Source organism: Arthrobacter sp. AG367, assembly GCF_007828995.1.
In the GTDB taxonomy this organism is placed as follows: domain Bacteria; phylum Actinomycetota; class Actinomycetes; order Actinomycetales; family Micrococcaceae; genus Arthrobacter.
On the sequence record NZ_VIVE01000001.1, the window covers coordinates 226,172 to 251,154 of the forward strand.

At 61.9% G+C, this 24,983-nt stretch carries 22 protein-coding genes and 1 pseudogene; 8 read left to right on the plus strand and 15 right to left on the minus strand.

The window, feature by feature from the left end; translation table 11 throughout:
- Positions 1-53: 53 nt before the first annotated feature.
- The 4 genes from FB478_RS01020 to FB478_RS01040 all read left to right on the plus strand — a co-directional run bounded on the left by FB478_RS01020 (position 54) and on the right by FB478_RS01040 (position 4,241).
- Complete coding sequence (locus tag FB478_RS01020; protein ID WP_056393941.1) at positions 54-911, plus strand: HpcH/HpaI aldolase/citrate lyase family protein; 858 nt, start codon at positions 54-56, stop codon at positions 909-911.
- 129 nt (positions 912-1,040) lie between these two features.
- On the plus strand, positions 1,041-1,859 hold the full coding sequence (locus FB478_RS01025; RefSeq protein WP_056394025.1) for an IclR family transcriptional regulator: 819 nt from the start codon (positions 1,041-1,043) through the stop codon (positions 1,857-1,859).
- Between the two features lie 1,174 nt (positions 1,860-3,033).
- Positions 3,034-3,309, plus strand: a complete 276-nt coding sequence (locus FB478_RS01035; RefSeq protein WP_056393943.1) for a hypothetical protein — start codon at positions 3,034-3,036, stop codon at positions 3,307-3,309.
- A 173-nt stretch (positions 3,310-3,482) separates the two neighbouring features.
- Positions 3,483-4,241 (plus strand): SDR family NAD(P)-dependent oxidoreductase, encoded by a 759-nt coding sequence (locus FB478_RS01040; protein ID WP_056393946.1) that lies wholly within the window; start codon positions 3,483-3,485, stop codon positions 4,239-4,241.
- Positions 4,242-4,632: 391 nt separating this feature from the next.
- On the opposite strand, the gene ppgK is transcribed toward FB478_RS01040, so the two are convergent.
- The 12 genes from ppgK to FB478_RS01100 all read right to left on the minus strand — a co-directional run bounded on the left by ppgK (position 4,633) and on the right by FB478_RS01100 (position 19,065).
- Entirely contained in the window at positions 4,633-5,439 is an 807-nt protein-coding gene (ppgK, locus tag FB478_RS01045) for a polyphosphate--glucose phosphotransferase (protein WP_056393948.1), read from the minus strand.
- A gap of 181 nt (positions 5,440-5,620) precedes the next feature.
- A complete protein-coding gene (locus FB478_RS01050; protein WP_144599660.1) occupies positions 5,621-6,622 on the minus strand; it encodes a sugar phosphate isomerase/epimerase in 1,002 nt (333 codons plus the stop codon).
- Between the two features lie 29 nt (positions 6,623-6,651).
- On the minus strand, positions 6,652-7,824 hold the full coding sequence (locus FB478_RS01055; RefSeq protein WP_056394027.1) for a Gfo/Idh/MocA family protein: 1,173 nt from the start codon (positions 7,822-7,824) through the stop codon (positions 6,652-6,654).
- A gap of 143 nt (positions 7,825-7,967) precedes the next feature.
- Positions 7,968-8,246 (minus strand): hypothetical protein, encoded by a 279-nt coding sequence (locus tag FB478_RS01060; RefSeq protein WP_056393952.1) that lies wholly within the window; start codon positions 8,244-8,246, stop codon positions 7,968-7,970.
- 241 nt (positions 8,247-8,487) lie between these two features.
- Positions 8,488-9,408 (minus strand): alpha/beta hydrolase, encoded by a 921-nt coding sequence (locus FB478_RS01065; protein ID WP_082581881.1) that lies wholly within the window; start codon positions 9,406-9,408, stop codon positions 8,488-8,490.
- A 569-nt stretch (positions 9,409-9,977) separates the two neighbouring features.
- Positions 9,978-10,721, minus strand: a complete 744-nt coding sequence (locus FB478_RS01070; protein ID WP_056393955.1) for a sugar phosphate isomerase/epimerase — start codon at positions 10,719-10,721, stop codon at positions 9,978-9,980.
- Positions 10,722-10,764: 43 nt separating this feature from the next.
- Positions 10,765-11,649 (minus strand): carbohydrate ABC transporter permease, encoded by an 885-nt coding sequence (locus tag FB478_RS01075; RefSeq protein WP_144599661.1) that lies wholly within the window; start codon positions 11,647-11,649, stop codon positions 10,765-10,767.
- Positions 11,649-12,608 (minus strand): carbohydrate ABC transporter permease, encoded by a 960-nt coding sequence (locus FB478_RS01080; protein ID WP_056393958.1) that lies wholly within the window; start codon positions 12,606-12,608, stop codon positions 11,649-11,651. Before FB478_RS01080 ends, FB478_RS01075 begins: the two co-directional genes overlap by 1 nt.
- Before the next feature lie 9 nt (positions 12,609-12,617).
- Positions 12,618-13,946 (minus strand): ABC transporter substrate-binding protein, encoded by a 1,329-nt coding sequence (locus tag FB478_RS01085; protein ID WP_056393960.1) that lies wholly within the window; start codon positions 13,944-13,946, stop codon positions 12,618-12,620.
- 67 nt (positions 13,947-14,013) lie between these two features.
- Positions 14,014-14,802, minus strand: coding sequence for a hypothetical protein (locus FB478_RS01090; protein ID WP_056393962.1), 789 nt, complete (start codon positions 14,800-14,802; stop codon positions 14,014-14,016).
- Positions 14,799-15,881, minus strand: coding sequence for a Gfo/Idh/MocA family protein (locus tag FB478_RS01095; protein WP_056393964.1), 1,083 nt, complete (start codon positions 15,879-15,881; stop codon positions 14,799-14,801). The genes FB478_RS01090 and FB478_RS01095 overlap by 4 nt, the downstream gene beginning before the upstream one ends.
- Positions 15,882-16,398: 517 nt before the next feature.
- Entirely contained in the window at positions 16,399-19,065 is a 2,667-nt protein-coding gene (locus FB478_RS01100) for a GH116 family glycosyl-hydrolase (RefSeq protein ID WP_144599662.1), read from the minus strand.
- Positions 19,066-19,255: 190 nt separating this feature from the next.
- On the opposite strand from FB478_RS01100, the gene FB478_RS01105 reads away from it, so the two are divergent.
- Positions 19,256-19,936 (plus strand): TetR/AcrR family transcriptional regulator, encoded by a 681-nt coding sequence (locus tag FB478_RS01105; RefSeq protein WP_082581883.1) that lies wholly within the window; start codon positions 19,256-19,258, stop codon positions 19,934-19,936.
- A 143-nt stretch (positions 19,937-20,079) separates the two neighbouring features.
- Entirely contained in the window at positions 20,080-20,505 is a 426-nt protein-coding gene (locus FB478_RS01110) for a Dabb family protein (protein WP_056393970.1), read from the plus strand.
- Positions 20,506-20,947: 442 nt separating this feature from the next.
- On the opposite strand, the gene FB478_RS01115 is transcribed toward FB478_RS01110, so the two are convergent.
- Complete coding sequence (locus FB478_RS01115) at positions 20,948-21,259, minus strand: 4a-hydroxytetrahydrobiopterin dehydratase (RefSeq protein WP_056393972.1); 312 nt, start codon at positions 21,257-21,259, stop codon at positions 20,948-20,950.
- 384 nt (positions 21,260-21,643) lie between these two features.
- Here FB478_RS01115 and FB478_RS01120 point away from each other — a divergent pair, with 384 nt between their 5' ends.
- On the plus strand, positions 21,644-21,850 hold the full coding sequence (locus FB478_RS01120) for a hypothetical protein (protein WP_235509898.1): 207 nt from the start codon (positions 21,644-21,646) through the stop codon (positions 21,848-21,850).
- The gene (locus FB478_RS01125) at positions 21,847-22,215 is read left to right on the plus strand and encodes a type II toxin-antitoxin system death-on-curing family toxin (RefSeq protein ID WP_056393974.1); all 369 of its coding nucleotides are present in this window, start codon (positions 21,847-21,849) and stop codon (positions 22,213-22,215) included. The genes FB478_RS01120 and FB478_RS01125 overlap by 4 nt, the downstream gene beginning before the upstream one ends.
- A gap of 723 nt (positions 22,216-22,938) precedes the next feature.
- Here the strand turns inward: FB478_RS01125 and FB478_RS21270 are convergent.
- Positions 22,939-23,022 (minus strand): annotated as a pseudogene (locus FB478_RS21270) (recombinase family protein); the annotation flags it as partial.
- A 562-nt stretch (positions 23,023-23,584) separates the two neighbouring features.
- Positions 23,585-24,982, minus strand: a complete 1,398-nt coding sequence (locus tag FB478_RS01135; protein ID WP_144599663.1) for an aldehyde dehydrogenase family protein — start codon at positions 24,980-24,982, stop codon at positions 23,585-23,587.
- Position 24,983 lies beyond the last annotated feature (1 nt).

The window sequence follows — 24,983 nt, forward strand, 5'->3', positions numbered from 1 at the left end:
CAACAACCACCATGGACGCCTGGCCGGGACCTCCCCGGCCAGGCGTCCAAGTAATGCCACCCAACATCATTGAAATCTGCCGAAGGGACACCATGAAGATCTACGGTGAAAGCGCCAACTCCACCAGCCTGCCCACGCCCCGCCTGAACCTCGACGACGGCGGCACCCACCCGGGCGCCTGGGTCAGCTTTCGGGACCCGGCAGCGGTCGACATCCTGGCCGCCGAAGGATTCGATTGGATCTGTATCGATGGCCAGCACGGCGGTGCTGAAATCTCCGAACTGCAGCCCCTGATCGAAGCTGCCCATCTGTTTGGCGTGCCGTCGATCGTCCGCGCACCCGGGCACGAGGCCGGCACTGTTGGCAGGGTGCTCGATGCCGGCGCAGGCGGCATCATCTTTCCCACCGTGGAAGATGCAACCACGGCAGCGGCCCTGATAGCGGCCACCCGCTTCGCTCCACGTGGAAAGCGCAGCTACGGCCCCACCCGTCGCAGTCCCCGCTACCCCAAACCGGTCCCGGGAAACCAGCAGGACGATGCACTGTGCATCCTCATGATCGAAACGGCCGCCGGTCTGGCAAACCTTGACGCCATCCTGTCCACCGGACCCGACGCCGTCTTTGTTGGCCCCTACGATCTCTCCCTCAGCCTGGGGATCACGCTCGAGGAACTCACCGGCGAAGGCGCCGACGGCATCCTCGCCGATGTTGCCCGCCGCTGCATTGATGCGGGCGTAGTCCCCGGCATCTACACCGGGGAGCCGGTTTTGTCCGAAAAGATGATCACACTTGGCTTCCGCTTCATGCCCACGGCGTCGGACAACGGTTTGCTGGCCGTGGCCGCACGTGAGGCCGTTGCAGCATCAGCCCGGTTGGCGGCACGGGCCTCCGAATCAGCTGTAGCGGGGTGACGTCGCCTGATTCCTGAACGCCCCGTTCGCTCTATGGAGGCATAGGATGGTGGAGACAGCCAGTCGGGGCATCATTGCCTTGAGCAGACATGAACGGAACCGGGGTTTAATGTGGCAACGGAAACAGGCGTGGACGTACAAGCGGTAACAGCCGGTGACGATGTCGCGGCCGGCGAGGCAGTAGACCTCACCAACAAGTCCGTTATCAAGGCCACCGTCCTGCTCAGTGAGCTCGGCCGGCATAGGGCAGGCATCACTGTCACCGAACTCGCCCAGGCTGTCGGAATGACGCGCCCCACCGCATTCCGCCTGTTGCTGAGCCTGGAGCAAACGGGGTTTGTTGACCGGGTCGACAACCGCTACACACTGGGCTGGGAGATGGCACGGCTGGGCCGGCTGGCCGACCCCTATACTGGCGCCGTGGCCAGGGTGCAGCCCATCCTGGAGGAGTACGCGGCAAAGCTAAAGGAGACCCTGAGCTTTGCCATGGTGCGTGAAGCACTGGCCTATGACGTTATCGCTGAAGCCTCCGGTTCCCGGTACCTGAACGTCACCATGTATGTCGGTGAAACCTACCCGGTGCACGCCAGTGCAACGGGCAAGCTCCTGCTTGCAGAGATGACCGACGAGGAAGTTATCAAGGCGCTGCCCAAGAAACTGGAAGCCTATACGCCGAGCACCATCACCAAGCGGGACGCGATCATCAACGAACTGCATACGGTTCGCGAACACGGATACGCCCTGCTCAACAACGAACTCGAAGAAGGACTCTTCGTTGTGGCGGTGCCGGTCCGGGACGTGGCAGGCGCCCTGGTTGGCATCGTGTCGGTCAACGGACCAGAGCAACGGCTGAACTCGGAGAGCCTGCCGGACACGATCAATGACCTTCGAATGGCGGGCAAGGACATCGCGAAGGCGCTCCTGGGCTTCGAGCCGGGCGACTCCTGACTGAAGCTCCTTTTGGTGTCACTTGGCGATAAGCCAGGCTGGGTAGTGGGGGGCAATCTGCGGAACGTACCGGCGCTTACCTGCGATTGCTTTGGGGACAGGGAGCTTAGCGGTGTGGCCTATGGCGGGCGAGCCAGACAACCATCGGGGCGGCTCTGTCTCGAACGGAAGTGTGGGCGGCTGTCCTTCAGTGGCGCCAAGCTGTTGCCCTCAGGTCAGCGTGGGGCATCCGCCATGGCCAGCAGATGTTCGAGGGATGGATACTTCCAGCGCACGTATTGGACTGGTATGCCCACGCGCTCGGCCACGAGGCTGTGTGTCAGCCCGCGTCCTTCCATGTCGCTGTTGATTTCCCTCACGCACTGAGCAAGAGCTGCCGTCCTGCGTGCATCGCGTTCCCGTATTACTTCAGCGGGGTCTCTGCGAGGCTTTTGCTTCTGCTGCCGACGCCAATGGGGTCTGGTCATCCTGCCACGTCCGGAAAGAGAGAACGCTCGTAGCCGGCTGGCTGAACGGGAACAAAATGCGGCGTGGCAGACGCAGGTACGATCTGCGACGGCGCGGTGTGGCGGAGGCCGGCAGTGGGCTTTTCCCCTCGTTTCATGGCCATCATCTCCGTTGATGCAAGGTCTTGCAGCAGCAAACCTAGAGTAATAACTTGAACGTGACGTTCATCAGATGAACATTTCCATTGTGGCCCTCGTTATCCTTCATTGCAAGGCCGGAGCGCCCGAAATCTTCCCAGCAGAACGGAATCAAGACATGCCCGGATACTCCCGTACTCCACGGCTCCGTCGCACACCCCCGCTCCCCTCGCCGGTCCCGGACTGGTCGAAGTTGTCCCGCGGGGATGTGGTGCAAGTGCTTCCCAGGAATGGCCTGAGTACGGTTGGGCAAATTGACATGCTCGCCCTGGATCGAAGTGTTTTCTGGATCATCCAAGAGGGAGGGCGCGGCCGGCTGCTGGTCTGCAGCGCCGACAAGCCAAGGGTTGTCGTAATGGCCCGAGGGGACAGCGAGAAGTAGAAAATCTTTTACCGCACTGCATTGCACCGCTGGGGTGAGGTATGCCACACTAATGTCACGTTCAATTTACGAACGCTACGTTCAAAAAGTTCTGCCGAGCTCTGGGACGGGGTTGTCCTGCAGCCGCCACAAGGAAGGAAAACTGATCATGTCGATCTCCATCGGCCACCGCGCTATTTTCGCCGCTTTCGGCCACCGTTACGCAGCCCCGTCACACGCCCATGTGACCTCCGTCCAGGCACCGTCGCCCGCAGCGGAAGTCACGGCCTTCGAGGCTGTCCCCTTCGAGGCAGGGGAGCTGAAGTGCTCACCGTGGGAGGGGCTTTACCTCGACCAGGCACGTCCGTTCACCGCAAGCGGCGATGAAGCATTTCCCCGCCGCCAGCTTGACGCGTTCCTCACCAACCTGATGTACGGCGAGTAAGTCATGTCCGTCATGCTCTACGCTGAGCCGGCGGGTGAGCGCGTTCAGTCATTGGCCGAGGCCACTCAAGATGCAGATGAGTGCGATACCGGAAGCTGCTTCTTTTGCAGTAGCCCGGAAACGGACTGATTCGCTGGCAGCAGACCGACCACCTAAACAGATTGAGCAGAAACATGGAGCTTGAGGGCAAGACAGCTCTGGTGACCGGCGGCGGTCAAGGGATCGGCCGTGGAATCGTAGACTGTTTCCTGCAAGAGGGGGCCCAGGTGGCCGTAGTCCAGCGCAAGCCCCTCGACCCTGACCTCCAAGCCCATCCCTCAGTACTCGCCATCCAAGCGGACCTGGTGGACACACGCATCCTTTCCTCCGTCGTCAACCAAGCCGTGGACCGCTTCGGCGGCCTCAACGTCCTGGTCAATAATGCCGGCACCATGTTCGAGCGCGGCGTCTCCGACATCCTGCCGGAGGAGTGGGACATGATGATGGCACTGAATCTGCGGACCCCACTGTTCCTTGCCCAGGCCGTGCTGCCGTTCATGCGACAGGCGGGAGGCGGAAGCATCATCAACATCGGCTCAATCGAAGGTCTCGCCGCCAATCCAGAGCACGCAGCATACGCCGCCTCCAAAGCCGGCATCCACGGCATGACCAAGGCCCTCGCCGTGGACCTGGGTCCGGACAACATCAGGTGCAACGCCATCGCACCAGGATGGATCACCTCGGAACTGAGCGAAAACTACCTGCAGTCCCAATCGGATCCCGCCGCCGCGCGCAACGCGCTGCATCGGCTGCACCCCGCGGGCCGCTTGGGCGAGCCCAGAGACGTCGGCGAACTCGCAGTTTTCCTGGCCAGTCACCGCTCGGGTTTCCTGACCGGTGAAGTCATCACGCTCGACGGCGGGCGCACAGCCAAACTACCGCTCCCCTTCTAAGCCCCACCAGGCCAACGACCGGATAGACGTCCAAGCCCGTCACCGCGGCGCCCTGTGCCATCGGGGATCCCTGCGCCTTCTGCCTGGGCGCTTTCGCCAGGGACTCAAGTTCACCAGGCGGCGGGATTGGCGGGCACGCCAATGACTAGGTAAGCCATGCCAAGTGCTTGTGCTGGCCTGCTGTTCGGATGCATTACCCGACGTCTTTCCAGTGCTGGTCTGTCCATAAAGAAGTCGACCCGCCCGGCTTGGAGATTACGCACAAAGATTGTCCTTGGGTACGGGCGTCGGCTGAGCCCAGCCTCTCAGCGGCCACGGCTGGATTGCCCCATTTCCGGAGCCCAAAACGGGCCGCCCCCGTGTTGGGTTGGGGCGTACTTCAACCTGCACGTTACAACGGGGACCTTGATGGCGGTTCGGCAATTGCATCCGGGTGAAGAGCAGCTATCTGAAGGGCGGCGCCGATGATGCCCGCGTCGTTCCTTAGTTTGGCCGGCACGATCGGGGCATTCAGTTTCAGCCTGGGAAGGTACTCATCGGCGCAAGCCGAGATCCCGCCGCCCACTATGAACAAGTCGGGGGAGAAGAGGAATTCAATGTGAGAGAAGTAGCGCTGCAGGATCACGCTGTATTGCTCCCAGTTCAGGTTGTATCTCTCGCGGGCGACGGCCGATGCCTTGGTTTCCGCGACAATCCCGCCGACCTCGAGGTGGCCCAGTTCAGAGTTGGGTACCAGTTTTCCATCGAATACGAATGCCGAACCGATCCCTGTTCCCAGCGTGATTGCCAGGACTTTGCCATTCACACCTTTGCCAGCACCAAATTTCACCTCAGCCAAGCCAACAGCGTCCGCGTCATTGATGACCTCAACACTTCGATCAAAACGGTCTGTGAAGAGGGCTTGAATATTGAAGCCAACCCACGACGGGTCCAGATTCGCAGCGGAGCGGGCAACGCCATGCTGGACGATCCCGGGGTAAGTAATCCCTACCGGTGCACCCACCGATTGCGCTTCCATTCGCTGCTCCAGTTCCCGGACTACTTCTGCAACAGCGTCAGCGACGGCCTGGGGAGTGCGTTGACTTGGGGTCGCGATATGGACCCTGTCTCCTTCAAGGCGGCCAGTGGTGAGGTCAGTGACGCCGCCCTTGATGCCGGTGCCGCCGATGTCGATACCCATCATCGAAAGTGAGGTCATGCCGATGTTTGCTCCTCTGTTAGCTGTTTTATGAATCTTCCGGTTCTGACGTTTGCGTGGCAGCGAACCCGGGCAGGAGCGATCGCAAACGGGCTTCCGGACGAGCAGCGGCGACGTGCGTGCTTTCAGGGTCGGTGACCACACCGCTTGTTACATCGGCCGTCAGCAGTTCCTGCAACCGTTAGCCGTTGCTGTTGAAGGCGGCGTCGAAGCTGGTTTGGGAGGAGGGGAAGTCGTATTTTTTGAGGTTGGCGAGGGCTTCGGGGGCGCCGTGGAGTCGGTCCATGCCGGCGTCTTCCCATTCGATGCTGATGGGGCCGTTGTAGCCGATGGCGGTGAGGGCGCGGAAGGAGGCTTCCCAGGGGACGTCGCCGCGTCCGGCGGAGACGAAGTCCCAGCCGCGGCGGGGGTCGCCCCAGGGCAGGTGGGAGCCCAGGACGGTGTTTCGGCCGGTTTGGCGGATCTTGGTGTCTTTGCAGTCCACGTGGTAGATCCGGTCTTTGAAGTCCCAGATGAAGGAGACGGGGTCGATGCCTTGCCACATCATGTGGGAGGGGTCCCAGTTCAGGCCGAAGGCTTCGCGGTGGCCGATGGCTTCGAGGGTGCGGTGCGTGGTCCAGTAGTCGTAGGCGATTTCGGAGGGGTGGACTTCGTGAGCGAAGCGGACGCCTTGTTCGTCGAAGACGTCCAGGATAGGGTTCCAGCGGTCGGCGAAGTCCTGGTAGCCGGCGTCGATGACCTGTTCGGGGACGGGCGGGAACATGGCGACGTATTGCCAGATGGCGGAGCCGGTGAAGCCGACGACGGTGTCCACGCCGAGTGCTTTGGCGAGCCGTGCGGTGTGTTTCATTTCCTCGGCGGCGCGTTGGCGGACGCCTTCGGGGTCGCCGTCGCCCCAGACCTTTGACCCGACGATGGCTTCGTGGCGGAAGTCGATGGGGTCATCGCAGACGGCCTGGCCCTTGAGGTGGTTGGAGATGGCCCAGACCTTGAGGTTGTACTTGTCCAGGATCTCGAGTTTGGAGTCGATGTAGCCGGGTTCGTCCCAGCGCCAGGCGTCCAGGTGGTCCCCGGAGACGGCGATTTCCAGGCCGTCGTAGCCCCAGCCGGAGGCCAGGCGCGCGACTTCTTCGAAGGGCAGGTCGGCCCACTGGCCGGTAAACAAGGTGAAGGGGCGGGGCATGGTGGGGCTCCTTGGTTGGTGGCGGGTGGCTAGTGGCGCACGACGGTGAGGGTGCTTTTGTTGGCCGCGGATTCCTCCACGGCGTCCAGGACGTATTGGACGTTCAGTCCTTCTTCGAACGACGGCGACGGCGGGGTCCCGGCATCGATGGCGGCCAGGAAGTCCCGGACCTGGTGGGTGAAGGTGTGTTCCCAGCCGATCACATGTCCTTGCGGCCACCACGCCTCCAGGTAGGGGTGCTCGGGTTCGTTGACCAGGATCCGGCGGAACCCCTGCTCACGGACCGGAGCTGTTGCGTCCAGGAAGCGAAGTTCGTTGAGGTTTTCCAGGTCGAAGGTCAGGGCGCCTTTCGTGCCGTATACCTCGATCTGGAGGCTGTTCTTATGGCCCGTCGCCACACGGGATGCTTCGACGGAGGCGCCGATGTTTCCAGTAAGCCAGAAGGTTGCCCACGCGGCGTCGTCCACGGTGACGTCCTCCAGGCCGTCCGGGCCCGGCCGCTGGGTGACGAACGTCTTCAACACCCCGGAGGCCTCAAGGATGCTTTCCCCGGTAAGGAACTGGATCTGGTCGATGGCGTGGGAGGCGATGTCGCCCAGGGCGCCGGACCCGGCGGTTTTCTTCCGGAGCCGCCAGGTCATGGGGGCCTGGGCGTCGGCGAGCCAGTCCTGGAGGTAGGCTGCGCGGACGTGCCGGACGGTGCCCAGGCGTCCCTCGGCGATCAGTTCCCTGGCCAGGGCCAGGGCCGGGACGCGCCGGTAATTGAAGCCGATCATCGACTGCACTCCCCGGGCGCGGGCCTTGGCGGCCGCTGCGGTCATGAGTTCGGCCTCGGCCAGGGTGTTCGCCAGGGGCTTCTCCACCAGCACGTGCTTGCCTGCCTCCAGCGCTGCGATGGCGATCTCGGCATGCATCCAGCCCGGCGCGCAGATATCCACGATGTCGATGTCATCCCGGGTGATCACCGTCTGCCAGTCCGTAGCCGACTCCGCCCAGCCATACCTGGCCGCGGCCTCGGCCACGGCGCCCGCGTCCCGGCCCACGAGCACCTTCTGTTCGAATGCCGGAACATCGAAGAAGCAGCCCACGTTCCGCCACGCGTTCGAGTGCGCCTTGCCCATGAAGGCGTAACCGATCATCGCAACCCCAAAGGTACGTCGGCTTTCGAGCGGGAGTTCAGCGAGGCCTGAGCGAGACGGCATGGTGCCTCCAACGTCGGTACCGATCAGCGGCGTGTTCTTGTGTGACTTCTCGTCCAAAAGACTTCCTTTCGATGCAGGAGCGTGGAGATAGGGGAGGCCGGCAGGGCGACAGTGTGCGCGGAATCGGTGCCGATCTGGTTGTGTCAGTGGCGCTTTTCATGGATGGTGCCGCAGGGCACGCTCGGATCAATCTGGACGGTGTACAAGTCGACGTCTTGCTGCGTGACGAGGATGCCGTGCCTGTGTTCGAACGCGGCAGGTATCAGTTGGTCGACGGCTTCGTTGATTTTCTGGTCCCGGCTCTGTGTGTCGTCCTCCGTCGTGACCTGAACAGAAAGCGAGAGCGGTTGATGACCAAACAGGTCGCTGGGTGTGATGAGGCTGTCCTCGTCGGTGGGCGGCCGTTGGGTGTCGTGGAACATGTGCCCTCCTGGGCTGGTGAATAAGCTGGCAGGGGAATGGACGAACAGATCATCTGCCTTGAGTTCGGGCCTAGGACCCCTTGGCGCCGGCAGACGATCCAGCCTCAGGATGACTGCCATTGCGCGCAGGCCGTTTTGGTGACGCTCAATCGTGGCGAGAACTCACAGGCAGGCTGATCTCTAGGACGGGCCGGAGCCCGGGATGGCTCATCAGTCAACATGGAGAGGGGACCTGGGGTGGTCACCGCGTTGAGGTCTCCGTGCTCGCCGACGAGCTATCGGCAGATCGACCGTAAGCCCACGGTGAGGTAAGCCACTCAATCATGCGATTGATGCTGCGCTGGGCACCGATCGTCGTCGGTTCGTTGAGGTGTCCGTGCTCTGTTCCGTGTTCCGTGACGGTTAACAAGTCCACGCCCGCGCTAGCGAGTTCGGCGGCAAAGGCGTCGCCGGATGCGCGGATGGTGTCCACGTCCGAGTTGAGGATGAACGTGGGTGGGAAGCCGGAGAGATCATGCCCACCAGGGAACGCGTAAGGGTCGCCCAACTGCTTGGGGGCGCCGTTCACATAGTTCAAAGTCAGCCCTGCGACGCCTTCCGGTGTTAGGGGGATGCCAGGGGCCGGTGTTAGTTCGGCGAGCTTTGCCTTCAGTTCGCTGCGGAACTGCGGCAATTGAGGGTGCAGGAGAGGGTAGGCCAGTAGCAGCCTGGAGGGCATGACGAGGCTCTGATCGCGCAAACGCAGAGTCAATCCTGCTGTGAGGGTCCCCCCTGCGCTTGCTCCACCCAGTGCCCAGCCGGCGGGACTCTGCGAATGCAGTTCTGTGTTCGCCCAAGCGAGGACAGCCTCTATCTCGTCGACCGCTGCGGGGTAGTAGGCGTTACCGGCGCCCGGTTCGGCGCCGAGGTCGAGGGCCCACTGAGGGACCGGAGCGAGTCGGTAATCTACTGCGACGACGGAAATCCCGGCCTCGGCCAGGCTGGTGGCGACCCAGTCGCTCTCGGCCATGTCGAGGTCGCCGTAAATGTAAGATCCCCCGTGGCACCACACCACGCCGACCGGCTCGGCGCGGGACGTCGATGGTGTATAGATGCGGATCGGGATTTCCCCGTGCGGCCCTTGGAGTTGTCGGTTCTCGATGTGGACGGTGTGGTCTGTCATGGTCTATTCCTTTCTGGGCGCGGGCGGGGGGCGCACTGCGCGGATCCGGACGGTTGTACGCCTGGACTTGAGCACGCGCAAGAACATGCTTCCGAAACCAGCACTTTTATAAGGCGAGTCGGATATAGGTTCCTGGCAGATTTTCTGCAATGCGCCTGGTCGACGCTCCGGCGTGCATCAACCACAACAGGGATCCATCGCTCGTAACGTCATCCACCCGGCCGTGGTCAATCAGCCGCCCATTCCTGAAAATTTCAACGTCTTGATTCTTGAGTGTTATCCAGTCGTCGACAGGCTTCCATGGGGCAGGCACGTAGGTTGTCTTTGACTGGGAATCAGGCAACGTATGTCCTTGATCTGCGCGGAGGAGGTCCACCGAAGCGTCTGCTCGATTGCCGTGCGTCGAAGTAACGTACTCTGGCGCGCCGGAAGCTGGACTGCGTACTGCCCGTGAACGCATATCCGGCTCTCGGGGCTCATCGGTGCTGGGAATGTATTGAGTTGCTTCTAGACGGTTCCCACGGGCCCTGTGTGGCCGAGGTGCGGGAGGCGGGCCAGGGCAATAGCGGTCATGCGCCCGGTTCTTCGACGCTGGACAGGTATGCCAGGGACCTGCTGATCCCCTCAAAGAGGTCCCCCGAGTAGTCATCAAATTCGACTACACCTGTTTCCAGTGATGTGGCTGCCCGGAGGATGGCCGGGACGTCCATTGCTCCCTCGCCGGCAGGGAGCTGGGCCGTCGTGTCGATACTGATCGGGCCGTCCTTGATATGGATGAACTTCACCCGGTCACCGAGCCGTGTCAGCAGATCAGCGGCATCTTGCCCGGCCACAGCCGCCCAATATGTATCGACTTCCAGAACAACTTCGGGCTTCAGCTTGCTGGCGAAGTACTCGAGGGCCGTGTTGCCGTCGATGGTGCTCTCCAGTTCCCAGGCATGGTTGTGGTACCCAACGCGGATGCCGTACTTGGCCCCTTTCCGGGCCGCAACGTTAAGTTTCTCCGCTGTGGCCAGGATGCTTTCTGGGTCCTGCCAGTGTTCTGCCGGCAGGAACGGATCGATAACTGTCGTGATGCCGAGTTCCCTCGCCGCGGCGAAGATCTCATCCTGGTCCTGGCTTAAAAGCGGGGCGTGGCCGGAAGGAGCCGTGAGGCCGTTTTCCTTCAACGCGGCGCTGAGCTCTTTGACTGTAGCCACGAAGTTGTACGGTTCCACTTTCTTGAAGCCGATAGCAGCGACTTTCCTGATGGTGCCAGGCAAGTCTTTCTGGAGGGAATCGCGAAGCGTGTACAGCTGGAGGGAGTAGGACATGTTTTCCTTTGACGATTTTCTTGCGTCGAGCTTGTCGCGTGTGTCAGCGTCCGGCGAGGGACCCGCCGATTCCGCCGACGCTGAAGTACCTGTTCAGGGTGGCGAAGACGATGATTGGCGGGACCATCATCACGACGGCCAGGGCCATGACTGAACTCCAGTCGGTAAGGTTCTGCTGGAAAAATGACTGGACACCCAGTGGCAGGGTGATGATCTCGGTTGATCGAAGGAACACGATGGCCACGAGGTAGTCGTTCCAGGCGAGCAGGAAGGAAAAGATCGCTGTGGAGAGCACTCCTGGCAGGGAGTTGCGCAGCACGAGCTGGGTAAAGGACCCGAAGACCGAGCAGCCATCGATCCAGGCTGCTTCCTCCAGGCTCATCGGAATGGAGTCGAAGTACGCGGCCATCATCCATGTCGCCACGGTCATCGTGGACCCCACATAGATGATGGTCAGGCCCAGAAGGTTGTCCACCAGCCCCAGCCCGGCGAACAGGATGAACAGCGGTACCACGGAGGTGATGATCGGCAGGGACTGCATGACAAACAGGAGCAGCGAGTAGCCGGAGACTGCCTTGCTCCTGCCGCGGGAGAGGACATAGCCGGCCGGTGCCGCCACGGCGACTGATACAACGACCGTCGCCAACGTGGTGATCAAACTGTTCTGCAACCACGTGGTGGCGAGCGTTTTGGAGAAGATGTAGCCGAAGTTCTCCAGAGTAAGGCCTGTGGCAGTACTAGTCCGTCCTGGTGTCAGTGACAGAACTATCGTGACCATGATGGGGATAAGGACGATGGCAGTGAGCAGGAGAACCAGGACGAACCTCCACCAGCGACCGCGTGTACCGGCCTCAGAAAGCACCGGCGGTTTGCTGCTGGCTCGCGGAAGCCGGCCAGCTTCGGCGGGTGTATGCAGTACTGCATTCATTATTCGACGCTCGACTTTCGGATCTGGCGGTAGAGAATGACCGACACCACCACGAGGGTGAGAGTCATGAGGAAGGCGATAGCCACGCCCGGGCCCGTCTGGAAGTTTTGAAAGACGGTGCGGTAAGCCAAAACCACCAGGGAAGTAGTCGCATCGACGGGACCGCCGCCGGTGAGGAGGTAGATGGTGGGGAAGTCATTGACACAAAAGATCGTCATGAGGATCCAGCTGATGTAGGTCGAGCGGGAGATCAGCGGGAGCGTGATCTGGCTGAACTGCTGCCACCGGTTGGCGCCATCCATGTTGGCAGCTTCGTAGACCGAAGTGTCCACGGATGCCAGGGCCGAGGAGGTCATCATCATCATGAACGGAAAACTGACCCACACCTTGAAGATCATGACGGTGACGGCGGCCAAGGTAGGGTCGGCCAGAAATAAGGGGCTACCCAGGCCGAGGCTACGGAACAGCGCAGGGACAGGACTGTCGGGCGTCGCCACCAGCCAGTTCCAGGCGGCCGCGGAGACCACGATCGGCACTACCCAGGGCAGGAGCAGCAGCACCTTGAAAACTCCGTTGGCCGGGATCTTGGTACGCAACAGCAGGGCCAGTCCCATTCCGACCAGCCAGGAGCCGAAGACTCCGACGACGGTGAACAGCACGGTGAATCGGGCGGCCTTCCAGAACGCCGACGACGAGAGCACACTTGCAAAGTTCTCCCCACCGATGAACTTGCCGGTTTCGATCAGGGAACCGTCATGTGTGGCTTGCACTCCGGCATAAATGAGGGGGTAGGCATAGATGAGGACCAGGAGGACCACCGAGGGCAACAATAGCCAAAAGAAGGTCCGGCGGGTTTGGGTACTGAGCTTGCTCTTGCGGTTTCCCGGCGTGCCGGGCCCGCCGGGGGCGACGCCCCGGCGGGCCCGGTCCAGGCCGATGCGGGCAGTGGATGAGGACACGTTTCAGCCTTACTTTTTCATTACTGATTCGATGCCGGACTGCAGGTCCCGCAGGGCGGTCTTCGCATCGGTCTTGCCGCCAAGTACCGTCTGCGTGAACTGGCCAAGGAACTGTCCACCTTCAACGGCTGCCAGGGATGCGAAGAGCCTGGTGCCTTGGGCGCTGAACGTCTTGGAGATCGGCTGCCAGTCTTTGATGATCTTGACGTTGTTGGCATCCTTCTGGAACTCGGGAAGCTCTGTGATGGATTTGAACACCGGCATGGCTCCCACCACGCCCTGCTTCCACAGTTCCTTCAGCTGGCCCAGGTAGTAGATGAGGAATGCCTCAGAAGACTCCTGCGACGGGGTGTTCTTGTACATCATGATGTTGTTGCCATATGTGAGGGTCGCTTTGTCACCGTGCGGGCCCGTCAGCGGGTCCGCGACCAGGATGTCACCCGTGGTGTCCCCGGCGCGCGCTGTAAGGCCAGGAGAGTGGGTGCCGAAGGCGATCTTTTTGTCCTTCCACTGGCTGGTGAGGCTGTCCTCGTTGTAGCTCACCGCGGCCGGGTCGACGATGCCGTTGGAGACGAGTTCGCGGATGAACTCCACGGTCTCGACGTTTCGGTCATTGAGGGCATCCGGCTGGCCGTCCTTGGTAAACAAGCCGCCGCCGTTGTTGAGCAGCATCTGGACCACGGACTGGACTCCGATGTTGTTTCCCGCGCCGGCGCCGGTACCGAAGGCGAACGCCCCGATTGTTTTGAGTTTCTTGCCGGCTTCCAGCAGTGTGGGCCAGTCCTTGGGAAGTTCAGCTCCGGCCTGCTCGAAGAGTGACTTGCGGTACCAGAAGACGCGCGGGTCCAGCTGCCAGGGGATGGCGATGTAGCCCTTGTCGGACTCAAAGGGTTCGAGGACGCCGGGAAGGAAGTCATCGAACATGCCGTTCTTTTTGAGTTCCTCGACAACTTTGTCGGCGTAGGCGATCTGGTTCTGCTCTTCGAACTGGAACGCCTGGAATCCGGCGCCGGTGGATACTGCAGGCCCCGTCTTGGACGCGATGGCCGAAGAAAAGGTCTGGTAGTAGTTGTTCCACGGGATTTGCTGATATGCCGCCTTGGCTTTTCCGCCTTCAGGTGCATACGATTCCGTGATTTTCTTGGCTGCATCCGTGTACGCGGCTGGACCCCATGGCATGTCCCAGAACTTCACGGTGCCCCCGGCGCCCGAACCTCCGCCCTGGGAGGATCCTGCGCCGCAGGCGGCAAGAAGCGGAACTGCGGCAGCTGCCGCGGTGAGTCCAAGGAAGCCGCGGCGTGAGACTGATGTGGCGGTAGTGCTGTTGGGATTCGTCATTGTTCTTTCCTTTTCTGACCTGGTGTCCCGGGCCTTGCTCTTCGTTGAGATGGATAAATTGGATCTGCTAGGGATATGCGATCGCGGTTCGGAATTCCGCGAGGTCCGGTGCAGTGGAACCGTTGGCAGCCAGTGCTGCCAGGCGTTTCCACGTTGCGCGGTGGGATGACTCGTAGATAGTTGGAGAGGTCAGTGCACCGTGCGGGTCTGTTCTCTTCAGCGTTGCCGGGCGGGCGGTGTCAGGAGCCGGGATCGAGAGGTCGACGCAACCGTTCCTGGTGAGCATCCGGACACGCACGTCGTTGTTCAAAGCGTTTGAGATTACGGCCACTATGGTCACCGGCGTCCCTGATGGGGTGAGGGTGGCAGCAATGGCAAACCCTTTTTTGTTGGTGCGGAGAGTGCGAACGTCATCCAGGTGTCCCAGAAGCCTCCCGGCCAGCACCAGGAGTTCGGCCCTCACCTGCTCAATGGGGATGCCGTTGCGTATGTAGGCAGTTACTTCAACGAGGGCGCTGTCAGGCGCCGCCTGTTTGTAGGCCTCCGCTGCCTGGGCTACCGCAGGGTTGGAAGCCCAGCGGAAGTCCAGCACCACGGGCACCGACTTGCTGGCCGCCAGTCGTTCAAGGGACTGCGTGTCGCCCGGCTCCGGCGCGATCACCGCGACCCCGGCCGCACCCTTCGTGATGGTTTCGGCGGCTCGCTCCGCCCAACCGTTCGTGCCGGACACGCCCTGCAGCGCCGCCGTATCCGCCTGTCCCGGTGCGAGGGACATGGGCAGGGACGCAATGACAGACGCGACCGCGCCAGTCTGAGACGCCCCGTTGTCCGCATAGACGTCGAATGTGGTTCTCATGCTGCGGCCTCTTGTCGTTTCAGTGCTGCCGACGCCGCCGCGTCGGCTGTTGCGAGTGCAAATTGCAGGTCCTGGATAAGAGTGTCGGCGCTCGGAGGATTGACTTCGCCCCGTGCCAGGAGCGCAAGGAACTGCCATTCCCCCTCGTAACCGTTGGCGTCAAAGGGGCCAAAGACCTGGGTCTTCTCGCCGTCGGATATTTCGGCTACGGCGGATCCGGCCTGCACATAGGAGGGCGTAAAAGTCACCTTCAGGGATTGCGTGTCACTGATCGCCTCGAAGGTCCATTCAGGTTCCCAGCTGTCGGACATGACGGCCTGCAGATCGATGGTCCGGCCACCGGCCTGGACGAGGATTAGGTACCCGAACGGCTCCAGGGCCTCTGCGCGAAGTACCTCGAGATCAGTGAACGACGGGACGAAGCGGCGCACCAGCGGAAGATCGTGGATCGCCAGACCCATCACTCCTCCGCGGATCGCGGCCTCCAAGACCGCTGGATCGCGAAGGTCAGGAGCCGCCGAAGTGGCCGGCCGGGCAACGACCTCCGTGGCGAAATCCTCAAATCGGGGATTTGGAGGCAACACGATAGATGACCGCAAGGTGTGCGCTGTCTCGGCCAAGTCGCCCCAGGCTTCAACCGCTGCTGCCCACCCCGGGTCAAAAGCGTGCATCGCGCCCACAATGATCGGCACACCGGTCTCGGCAGAAACGTCCGAGATCCGGGCCGCTTCTTCACCGCTCATGGCAAACGGCTTTTCACACAGGATCGCGCGCTTGCCGGCCCGGCACGCGGCGATGACCTGCTCCGCGTGGAACTGGTGCGGGCTGCAGATCACCACGACTTCGACCTCAGCGTCAGCCAGCAGCGCTTCGACGCTGGTGGAAAAGCGTGCGCCTACACGTCCGGCAACTGATTCAGCAATGCCCTCGTCAACGTCCATCACATGGGCGACAAAGAATGTTCGGGTGAGCCTGGCCAGAGTGGGTAGGTGAATTGCCTGCGTCACTGGGCCTGCTCCCAGTATTCCGACGCCTAAAAGCGCAGGTGCTGTTGTCTCCTGCTGTTCGACAGCGGACATGTGCATCTCCTCATTGATCTGAACACTTGCGTCACCCGGCGTGGGCTAGGCCACTCGAAAACGAACTGGTCGATTACTTTTCACCAAATATAAACAGGTGTTCTGAATTTGGCAAGAGCGCGACGGAGCTTGGTACGGAGGGATGTAACAGGTGGTCGTCAGCTTCACTCAAGAGCCCGGACCGTAAAGGTCGTCCAGCGGTCCCGGCAAGCCGTCGATGCCGCCGCATGAAAATTGTCCCGACATGGGGGCGGGCAGGCCCCGTGAGTCACATGCCCGAGGAAGTTGGCGTGATGGAAGCAGGGATGCCTGAAGGAATACTCGTCACTGCGACGCTCGTACGTTCATGCCAGGTCGAACTAAGGCATGAACGGCTTTTCGATACTGGCCGATGAAGTGCCGGCATACCGCATCCGACGGTGGCCCGAACCTTTGACTCACGGACGGGATGAGAACGCAGGGTCTCGGCCCCGACCCTGCGTTCTCAGTTTGGTGCACGCCCGTTAGGTCTGCGCTGTCACTGGCGGCGGGCCGACGCGTACGTGTCCCAGGCGGCCAGGGCTCGCACGTAGTAGGCCGCCCGGTAGGTGGTGGTGTCGTAGCCGTTCCACGCCTCGGGGGTATTGAAGGCGTAGGCGCCGCCGGCGGCCGCGGTGGGGCTGTATATCTGGTGCACCAGACCCTCCGCGAGCTCGTTTCCATCGGCGACCAAGTCGGGTCGTCCGAGTCGGTGGCCTTCCCGGATGAGCGTTCCGGCGACCTCGAAGTTCGTTCCAGTCCACACCTCTGCCGCTTGGAAACCGACTTCCCTGGGCCGGTTGGGCAGGAATGGGTAGGGCTTGCCCCCGCTCGGGACGAGGTTCGGCGCTCCGAGCGTATGCCCTGTGGAGTCCTTCACCTGCGTGAGAAGGTCAAAGGTGTTCGTCAGGTGCGCGGCCACGCGTTCGGGCGGATTGATGTCGGGCAGCGCGAGCTGCTCGGCCACATGCTGAGGCCACAGCACGTCGACGAAGACGTCGGAGGATCTGGCGCCTGCATCGGTGAACTTGTAGTAGCTCCCGGTCCAGAACGCGGCCTCGTACGCGGCCTGGGAACTGGCCCGCGTGTGATTGAGGGCGTCGACTTTGAGCGCCGAGGCTTCGGAGATCCCGAGCCGTTTAGCGTCCTGAGTAGCGGCTGCCATGATCTCTGTGGCCAGGATGTACAGGCCGGAGTTGTAGACCCCGTGCACTCCGCCGGATTGCCCCATCACGTCATAGGTGCTGGCGAAGACGGCCGGCTCCGTGGGAAGCGTGTCTCCCTGCGGTATCCGGGGTTGGACGTCGTGCGTCCATGCACGCAGCATCGCCGGATATGTCTCGCGCAACAGAGAATCGTTGCCCGAGCTGCGATACGCGCCGTACGTGCGGAGGAGGTACTTGACCGGACGGTCGAAGAAGGTATCTTCGGGTGCGGCTGGGCCGGTAGATTTCTCCCACAGCAGCCACGGCGCGCTCAGCTGCCACCAGATATAGCCGTCGATCGGCGGATTGAAGCCCGGGCTGCCGGGCACCCGGCCGTTGGGGTCTTGGGCAATCATCTCGGACGTCGCGCGGACAGAGTCGGCTTCGATGGAGGGAAACAGCTCACGCAGGGCAATCGCCATCTGACCCTGGACGTCGACCTCCCCGGCGTCGGCCCAGCCACCGCCCGTGAGCGTGTGAAACAGGTGGGTGCCAGGGACTGCCGCGCCTACCCGGGGTACGTCGCTCTGGTGTGGAGTGGAGACGAGGCCGGATTCCCAGAAGGAGCCGTTGAACGTGAGCTGATTGAGTTCGTTCAGCGCGGCCATGCGGACCGCGGGCGACACCGTGTCATCGAGCGCTACCGGCTTCCACCAGCGTTCCACCGCTTCCTTTGCCTCGTCCACGCGTGCGAGGTTCCGCGCAGCGATGGCAAAGCCCTGGTTGCCGGGATAACTGCCCGGGACATAGTTGTTTTGCGCGTCTTCACGCGCTCCGTAGAAGGAGGTGTAGCGCCGCATCCAGGATGTGTCGCCCGCAGTACCGAAAGTGATCTGGGGGAAGTCCCAGGCCAGGACGAAGTGAACGGTTTGCGTTTTATGGGCCGGCAGGTTCATCTCAACTGCGAGGGCGCTGGCGGAGTTGCTGCCGTCGAGGGCCGAGTTGGGGAGACTGCCGGTTGCACTGAAGGGGGTGTAGATGTCAGAGCCGTCGCCGTCGGCGTTCCAGGATGTTGCGTAGGTGACTCGCTGTCCGGGTTCACTTCGCACAGCAGTGGTCCACTCGCTGTTCTGCGAGTCTGCGGTGTTAGCGGGGCTGGAAGCCCCCAGTGTGATACCGGTGATTTTGTTACTGTGATCCTCGGTCTCGCGGCTGGTGTAGCCGGTGCGGACACTGGGAACGGAGCTGGGGGTGTTCTGTACTGTGCTGCCCACGTGTGCTGGAGCATTGGGGAAGGTGAACATGGTCGACACGTTCGTCGGCTTGCTCGTTTCGTTCGTGAGTTCCACATCGAAGTAGGCCACGGGCTGGGATGAGGATTCGTCGTTGCCGGCCACGATTGGTGTCCAGAACGTTGTTGACACGGATGTGGAGGGTACGGGGTCGGCGTAGTCGATGCGGCCGAAGGGGTAGAGCGCGCTGTATGTCCCGCTCCCAGCGTCCAGGGTCGACCAGGCAGGGAGGACGGACCCGAACTCGGAGCTGTTGACGGCGAGCGTCTTGGTCGTGGCAGTTTGGCCTGGCTGCTGTTCACGAATGTGTATCGCGGCCTGGGGCAGGATGCGCTTCTCGTAGTTCGTGTTTGTGGACCCGCCCATGTTCCATGGACCGAAGGTCCCGGCCTGATTGATCATGAAAGAACCTGCTCCGAGTCCCCCGAGCGGAATCCCGAGGCCGGGCTGAGCCATGGGGTTGCCGAGCTGGAACGGCGAGGTATTGGGTTCGGAGGTATCGCCTGCACAGCGTTGCCAGTCGTGAGTGCTGCATGGGGTGCTCCCGATGAGTCCAAGAGGTCGCTGGTATGCGGCTTCACCCAGGGCAGAGGGCTCCGCCGGTTGCGCGGTGGGTGCCAGCGGTGGCGACGCGACGGCTGGTGCGATGGCCGTGGCTGCTATGCCGGCTGCGACGGCAACGCCGGTTAGGCGTCGGGTGTGGCCTTTAAACAAGGTTGGTTTTTTCATCGGGCTGTTATCTCGTGCTGTTCGAGAGCGGACATGTACATCTCCTCATTGATCTGAACACCTGTCTCACTGGATGTGCGCGTGGCCATCCAAAAGAAACCGAGCGATTCGGTTTCGCCAAACATAAACAGGTGTTCCTGATTTGGCAAGAGGGCCATAGGATGGGATACCGAGGAAGGGAAGAGGTGGCATGTCAGCTTCACTCACGAGCCGAGGCCCGTATAAAAAAGGGGTGCTGCGGCGCCAGGAAATCGTCGATGCGGCTGCACGCATATTCGCCAGGCATGGGTATCACGCGGGCTCATTGCGTCACATAGCCGAGGAAGTTGGCGTGACCGGAGCGGCTCTGATCCGCTACTTCGGCAGCAAAGAAGGGCTGCTGATAGCGGTTTTGCGCCACTGGCAGAAAGAGTCGTCCCGCTGGCAGGGACCCCATACAGGTCTTGAACACATCCGGGCCCTGATTCCGCTCATGCGCTACCACACGACGCACCGGGGGTTCATTGAACTTTTCCTGACCCTAAGCACTGAGGCCTCAAATCCGGAACATCCCGCCCGCGACTTTATCGTCAAGCGTTACGAAGATTCGCTCCACGGATTCAATCGGCACTTAAGCATTGCCAGGGACGCCGGCGACATCCTGCCGCTTCCTGACGATGCAATCGATCTGGAGTCGCGCTCTTTGATCGCACTGATGGACGGGATGGAGCTCCAGTGGCTGCTCAATCCCGACCTCGACCTCGTAACCAACTTCCAGGCGCAGGTGAACATCACAATTTCCCGCTGGACCGGAAAGAGCATCGAGGAAGTCACACTTGAGACAGAGAAATGGCTGGAACGGGCCGACTCCTCACGGGCTGCCGCGCCCTGAAGCGCCCCGCTGAGGACCACACGGCATAGAGGGCTGGAACGGCGCCCTGCCTGGCCCGCTCGGTCTCGGCAGCCCTGGCTTCACTAACCCAGACAGGGAAGGAACGCCGTTCCCGCCTAAGAAAACAGAGGAACAGGGCGCACATGACGGATGACGCCGAAAATGAACGCGAAATATCGCTGACACGGCCTGACTATGGCCCGGGGATTGTCCGGCACATCGTGCTGTTCCGTTACCGTGACGACATCGACGGCAAGGACTTACAAGAAATCGAGCAAAAGTTCCACGAGATACAAACATCCAAGCGGGATGGGCGCCCCTACATCCTGAGTATCGAGTCCGGGGCACAAAACAGCCCCGAAGGATTAGGGCAGGGATTCCATCAGGCCTACATAGTGTCTTTCGCGTCGCAGGGTGATCGGAACTATTACGTCGGTGAACCATTGATCACTGACCCGGCACTGTATGACCCGATGCACCACGCTTTCAAATCCTTCATCACGAACTACATCAGCGGTCAGGAGAGTAGCGTCCTCGTCTTCGACCTTCACGTTCAAGCGCCGCAGTGAAGCCGTTGTTGGTCAACCAGCCACCGGCGACGAAGCACGCTAGGGCGGGTACTTGTCGTTAGATATCCCCGGCCTATTTGAAAGGCCGATAATGGTGATTCTGTCAGTCTTCTGAGGCGGGGAACTGGCAGTCTTAGCGCTGCCCTAAGGCTGCCCAGCGCAGGAGTCACATTTTCATCATTCGTGGCTGCCTGCGTGCTAAGTGGCCATCATTACGGCTACAGCAGGTTGAAAAATACACGCCGGGAAGGGCGGGAACGTCCGGTGACAGCATATGAGCGAGCAGGGCGGGGGTGGCTCCGGGACTGCCAGGAATTGGGCACCCGCGTGTACGGCGGCGTCGGCGTGTTCGGCCGCGAGGATGGGGCCGGCACCGACCGAGACTCTTGGCGTGTCCGTTTAGCGCCTCGACGATCCGTTCGCCCTGTGCCCGAGGGCGGACTCACTCCGCGGGGGCGACCCCGAGGTCCGCGGCGTGGCCGCTGATGGTGCGGGCGAGGTCGATGTCGCGGCTGGTGATCCCGCCGACGTCGTGGCTCGAGAGCGTGACGCCGACCTCGGGGTAGGTGAGCGTGAGGTCGGGGTGGTGGTTGGCCTCATCGGCGGAGGCGCCGATGCGGTTCACGAGCTCCAGGCCGGTGGAGAACTTCCGGGTCCTGAAGGTGGCGGCGAGGGCCTCGCCGGTCACGCGCCAGCCGGTGAGCCCGGCCTCGGCGAGCTCGGCGGTGGACAGCTTCCGTTGGGGATCTGTCATGGTGCCATCATGGCTCCGGATGGCCGCCTTGGGCTACCCCTGGAGGCGGCACGCCTCCATGGGTGATGGCAGGCGCCGGCGACTGAGGGCAAACGTCGGCACTGCCCGGGGATGACGTTGTCACGCCTTGGGAGGTGAGAGAAAAGGCCCAGTCGTGATGCCAGACGCGTCCTTCTCCGAGCCTCTCCGCCCACCAAATTCGAAGGCCGATAACGGCCGTTCGGTAAGTCTGACTAGACTCTTCGGATTCAGGCGACTGGCCGACTGAGAGAGACAGCCAGCAAGACTTTATGCCTGCGGCCTCGGCCCCTTGAGCTCGGGAGTCGAATCAAAGGCGGGTGCGGATTGCTGAAGGTGTCAGTACCGCTTTGGTACCATATGGGCATGGCTATGAATCTTCGTGTCCCTGAAGACCTCAATCGACGGCTGGAGAAGTTGGCTGCCGAGGAACACACGTCCAAGTCCGCGCTGCTGTTGCAGGGGGCAGAATTGGTTCTGCAGCGCCACGCGCGCCGACGCGAAATCAGCGAGGGCCTTGATTTTGTTATGAGTCATGACGCTGAGTTGCTGAAGCGTCTTGAGGACGCGTGACAGCGTATCTGGACATTGAGGATGCACTTCAGGTAGTTGATCGCTACGGCTTCCATATCCGTGATGTCGGGTTGTTGGCCTCGGCGTTGGCCAGGCCGGCTACGACTGTCATGGGCGCGGAGGCTTATCCCGAACTGGCGGTGAAGGCGGCCGCGTTGTTGGAGTCGGTCGCACGGTTCCATCCGCTCATTGATGGGAACAAACGGACCGCGTGGACGCTCATGGTGCTGTTGCTGTGGATCAACGGTTACCGGCATGGCTTCACCACGGATGAGGGCTTCGACCTCGTCGTCGGAGTCGCCGCGGGCACTATCGACTTGTTGGACTCTGCCGCTCAGATTTCCAGGCATTTGGTGCCCCGGTAGCCCTTGATCCCCTGAAAATGGGGTGTGGACAATGTCCACACATTTCGTCTCGTACTGCCTCGTACAGCTGCCGGACTTCTTCGAATTCCGCATGTTTTCGCGGGAGCCGAGTGTTTGCAAGGCCTGGAATACAGTTCGAGTCCCACCTCGGGCACAGCAGATCCCCTCGTCGGAGGGGCTTTTTGCTTTACGTGTGGACATGGCTTGTGGTGGCGCCCCTCTGACGGCTGGGTCGCGGGCTGTGGGCCTGGCTGCCGCGGAGCCTATTCAGGTGTGTGGTGTGGCGGGTTCAAGACCCTGGCTGGTGGGCCTTCCGCCTGCTGTCGTGCGGGTCTGCGGTTCCTCGTTCCGGTTATGTTGGTGGGTTGGCCGGTGGTGGCGTGCATCTATTCATGCCGCGGGGGAGTGGGACAACATGACCTTTACGCACCTGCTTTCCTGTGCTGCCGCAGGCCGGTCTGAAGGACCGGTAGAAAGGGTGGCCCGCGTGCTTTTGTCTTGTCAAACGGAATGTGTACAGTGTCCACACCTATATCTGCTTTTCGAGGACGAAGTTATTGAGCTTGCGCAATCCCTGACAGTTCTGATCACTGCACATGCCGTCCAGCTCATGAACAGCTATGGCCTGAGTTCGCCGAGCCTTTGATTATTGCGAACCGAGTCAGAGGACCTGCCGGCACTCAGCGTGATTGTCGTTGTCAGGCCGAGCCTGTCGACGGGACAGACCCCGGCCGCGACAAGCGCGTCGAGCTGCAGCTGCGCGTCCTGGCTGGATGAACTGACCCGTGTATAGCCAAGGTGTCTCACGTTGCCACTGTGGCTCGAAAAGGCCTCTTGAAGGCACTGCTAAGACCTCCCTCGCTGAGACGGCTTAGCGAGACGTCAGGAAACACGGTATGACGCAGAACCCTATTCCTTTGATTGGCCGTAAAGGGGTGTCTTGGAAGGCTTTTGCTTTTCGAGACACATGAGAGATGAGAGGTTGGTTCTCCAGCGAAACCGGTGTCGGAGGGATCCGACAAGCAGTTTCTCGCGGCCGAGGTCTATTGTTCAGCTCGGGCTGTTCGGGACTAGGCGCCAGATTCGGTGGGTTTCGGTGTGGAGCAGCCGCCGTTCCCCGATCTTTGGCCGGCGAATCCATAGAACACCGAGCTCGGGAGCTGTTATTTCAACATATGCCGGATCCGGGCAGTGGAGATCGTCGGAGATAGCGACTGCGTCGCCCGGCTGAAGGGATGACCAGTCGGTGACTTCCTGATGGGTTCGGTGATGGGATTTTGACATGTTCATCCTTTGCAGAGGCAGATGTGAATGGATAACCCGCCCCTGATCGGTGGTGGCCAGACGCGGGCTATCCAGAAGGGGAAATTTAGCCGTTGATTACCTGGGGGACGCCGAGGTGTTTGAGTCCTTCGACGCCGAATTCGAGGCCGTAGCCGGATTGTTTTGCGCCGCCGAAGGGGATGCGGGGGTCGACGGCGCCGTGTTTGTTGATCCAGACGGTGCCGGCTTGGATGCGGGCGGCGACGTTGCGGGCTGTTGCCGGGTCTGAGGACCAGACGGAGGCGCCGAGTCCGACGTCGAGGGCGTTTGCTTTCTGGATTGCTTCGTCGATGGTGCTGTAGCGGATGATGGGCAGGGCGGGGCCGAATTGTTCTTCGGCGACGAGTGGGTTGTCGTTGTCGACGTCGGCCACGAGGGTGGTGGGGTAGAAGTAGCCGGGCTGGTCAGTGTCCGGGTTTCCGCCGAGGAGGACGCGGGCTCCGGAGGCTTTGGCGGCCTCCACGAGGTTCGCGACGATTTCGTATTGTGCCTTGTTCTGCAGCGGTCCGAGGACGTTCTTTTCGTCCAGGCCGTTGCCCATCGGCATGGCCTTGGCCACGTTGGTGAGTTCGTCGCAGACGGCGTCGTAGATGTCGTCGTGGACGTAGAGGCGTTTCAGGGCGGCGCAGGTTTGGCCGGTGTTGATGAAGGCGCCCCAGAACAGGCCTTCGGCGATGGCCTTCGGGTCGGCGTCGGGCAGGACGATGCCGGCGTCGTTTCCTCCCAGTTCCAGGGTGAGCCGCTTGACGGTGTCCGCGGAGGATTTGATGATCGCTTTGCCGGTGGCGGTGGAGCCGGTGAACATGATCTTCCCGATGGCGGGGTGGGAGGCGAGGGCTTCGCCTACATCGCGTCCGCCGGAGACTACGGTGAGGAGCCCTTCGGGCAGGGCTTCGTTGATGGTTTCAACGAGGGCAAGCACGCTGAGCGGGGTGTGTTCGGAGGGTTTGACCACTACGGCGTTGCCCATTCTCAGGGCGGGGGCGACCTGCCAGACGGTGATCATCATGGGCCAGTTCCACGGCCCGATGGCCCCGACGACGCCGATGGGCCGGTAATGCAGCTCGGCGCGTGTTTCACCGTCATCGACCAGGGTTTCGGCTTCGAGCGGTGTCCCGGCGGCGGCGCGGAGCCAGGCGGCGCAGGCGCCGACTTCGAAGCGGGCGTTGGGGCCGTTCAGCGGTTTGCCCTGCTCGCGGGAAAGCAGCTGGGCGAGTTCTTCGGCGCGGGCTTCGATGGCGTCGGCGGCCTTCAACAGTGCAGCGGACCGTGCTTGGTGACCGAGCTCGGCCCAGCCGGGCTGGGCGGCGACTGCCACGTCGATGGCGTGCTGCAGGTCCGCGACCGTGTGGACGGGCGCGTCGCCGACGGGTTCACCGGTGGCGGGATTGAAGATGGTCCGGGCAGCAACGGAGCCCTCGGTCAGGACGGGTGTGGTGTTCATT

What these genes read in the sequence shown, in the direction of transcription:
- FB478_RS01020 (WP_056393941.1), top strand. Translation starts at nt 54, where the DNA reads ATGCCACCCAACATCATTGAAATCTGCCGAAGGGACACCATGAAGATC.
- FB478_RS01035 (WP_056393943.1), top strand. Translation starts at nt 3,034, where the DNA reads ATGTCGATCTCCATCGGCCACCGCGCTATTTTCGCCGCTTTCGGCCAC.
- FB478_RS01040 (WP_056393946.1), top strand. Translation starts at nt 3,483, where the DNA reads ATGGAGCTTGAGGGCAAGACAGCTCTGGTGACCGGCGGCGGTCAAGGG.
- ppgK (WP_056393948.1), bottom strand. Translation starts at nt 5,439, where the DNA reads ATGACCTCACTTTCGATGATGGGTATCGACATCGGCGGCACCGGCATC.
- FB478_RS01050 (WP_144599660.1), bottom strand. Translation starts at nt 6,622, where the DNA reads ATGCCCCGCCCCTTCACCTTGTTTACCGGCCAGTGGGCCGACCTGCCC.
- FB478_RS01055 (WP_056394027.1), bottom strand. Translation starts at nt 7,824, where the DNA reads ATGCCGTCTCGCTCAGGCCTCGCTGAACTCCCGCTCGAAAGCCGACGT.
- FB478_RS01060 (WP_056393952.1), bottom strand. Translation starts at nt 8,246, where the DNA reads ATGTTCCACGACACCCAACGGCCGCCCACCGACGAGGACAGCCTCATC.
- FB478_RS01065 (WP_082581881.1), bottom strand. Translation starts at nt 9,408, where the DNA reads ATGACAGACCACACCGTCCACATCGAGAACCGACAACTCCAAGGGCCG.
- FB478_RS01070 (WP_056393955.1), bottom strand. Translation starts at nt 10,721, where the DNA reads ATGTCCTACTCCCTCCAGCTGTACACGCTTCGCGATTCCCTCCAGAAA.
- FB478_RS01075 (WP_144599661.1), bottom strand. Translation starts at nt 11,649, where the DNA reads ATGAATGCAGTACTGCATACACCCGCCGAAGCTGGCCGGCTTCCGCGA.
- FB478_RS01085 (WP_056393960.1), bottom strand. Translation starts at nt 13,946, where the DNA reads ATGACGAATCCCAACAGCACTACCGCCACATCAGTCTCACGCCGCGGC.
- FB478_RS01090 (WP_056393962.1), bottom strand. Translation starts at nt 14,802, where the DNA reads ATGAGAACCACATTCGACGTCTATGCGGACAACGGGGCGTCTCAGACT.
- FB478_RS01095 (WP_056393964.1), bottom strand. Translation starts at nt 15,881, where the DNA reads ATGTCCGCTGTCGAACAGCAGGAGACAACAGCACCTGCGCTTTTAGGC.
- FB478_RS01100 (WP_144599662.1), bottom strand. Translation starts at nt 19,065, where the DNA reads ATGAAAAAACCAACCTTGTTTAAAGGCCACACCCGACGCCTAACCGGC.
- FB478_RS01105 (WP_082581883.1), top strand. Translation starts at nt 19,256, where the DNA reads ATGTCAGCTTCACTCACGAGCCGAGGCCCGTATAAAAAAGGGGTGCTG.
- FB478_RS01110 (WP_056393970.1), top strand. Translation starts at nt 20,080, where the DNA reads ATGACGGATGACGCCGAAAATGAACGCGAAATATCGCTGACACGGCCT.
- FB478_RS01115 (WP_056393972.1), bottom strand. Translation starts at nt 21,259, where the DNA reads ATGACAGATCCCCAACGGAAGCTGTCCACCGCCGAGCTCGCCGAGGCC.
- FB478_RS01120 (WP_235509898.1), top strand. Translation starts at nt 21,644, where the DNA reads ATGGCTATGAATCTTCGTGTCCCTGAAGACCTCAATCGACGGCTGGAG.
- FB478_RS01135 (WP_144599663.1), bottom strand. Translation starts at nt 24,982, where the DNA reads ATGAACACCACACCCGTCCTGACCGAGGGCTCCGTTGCTGCCCGGACC.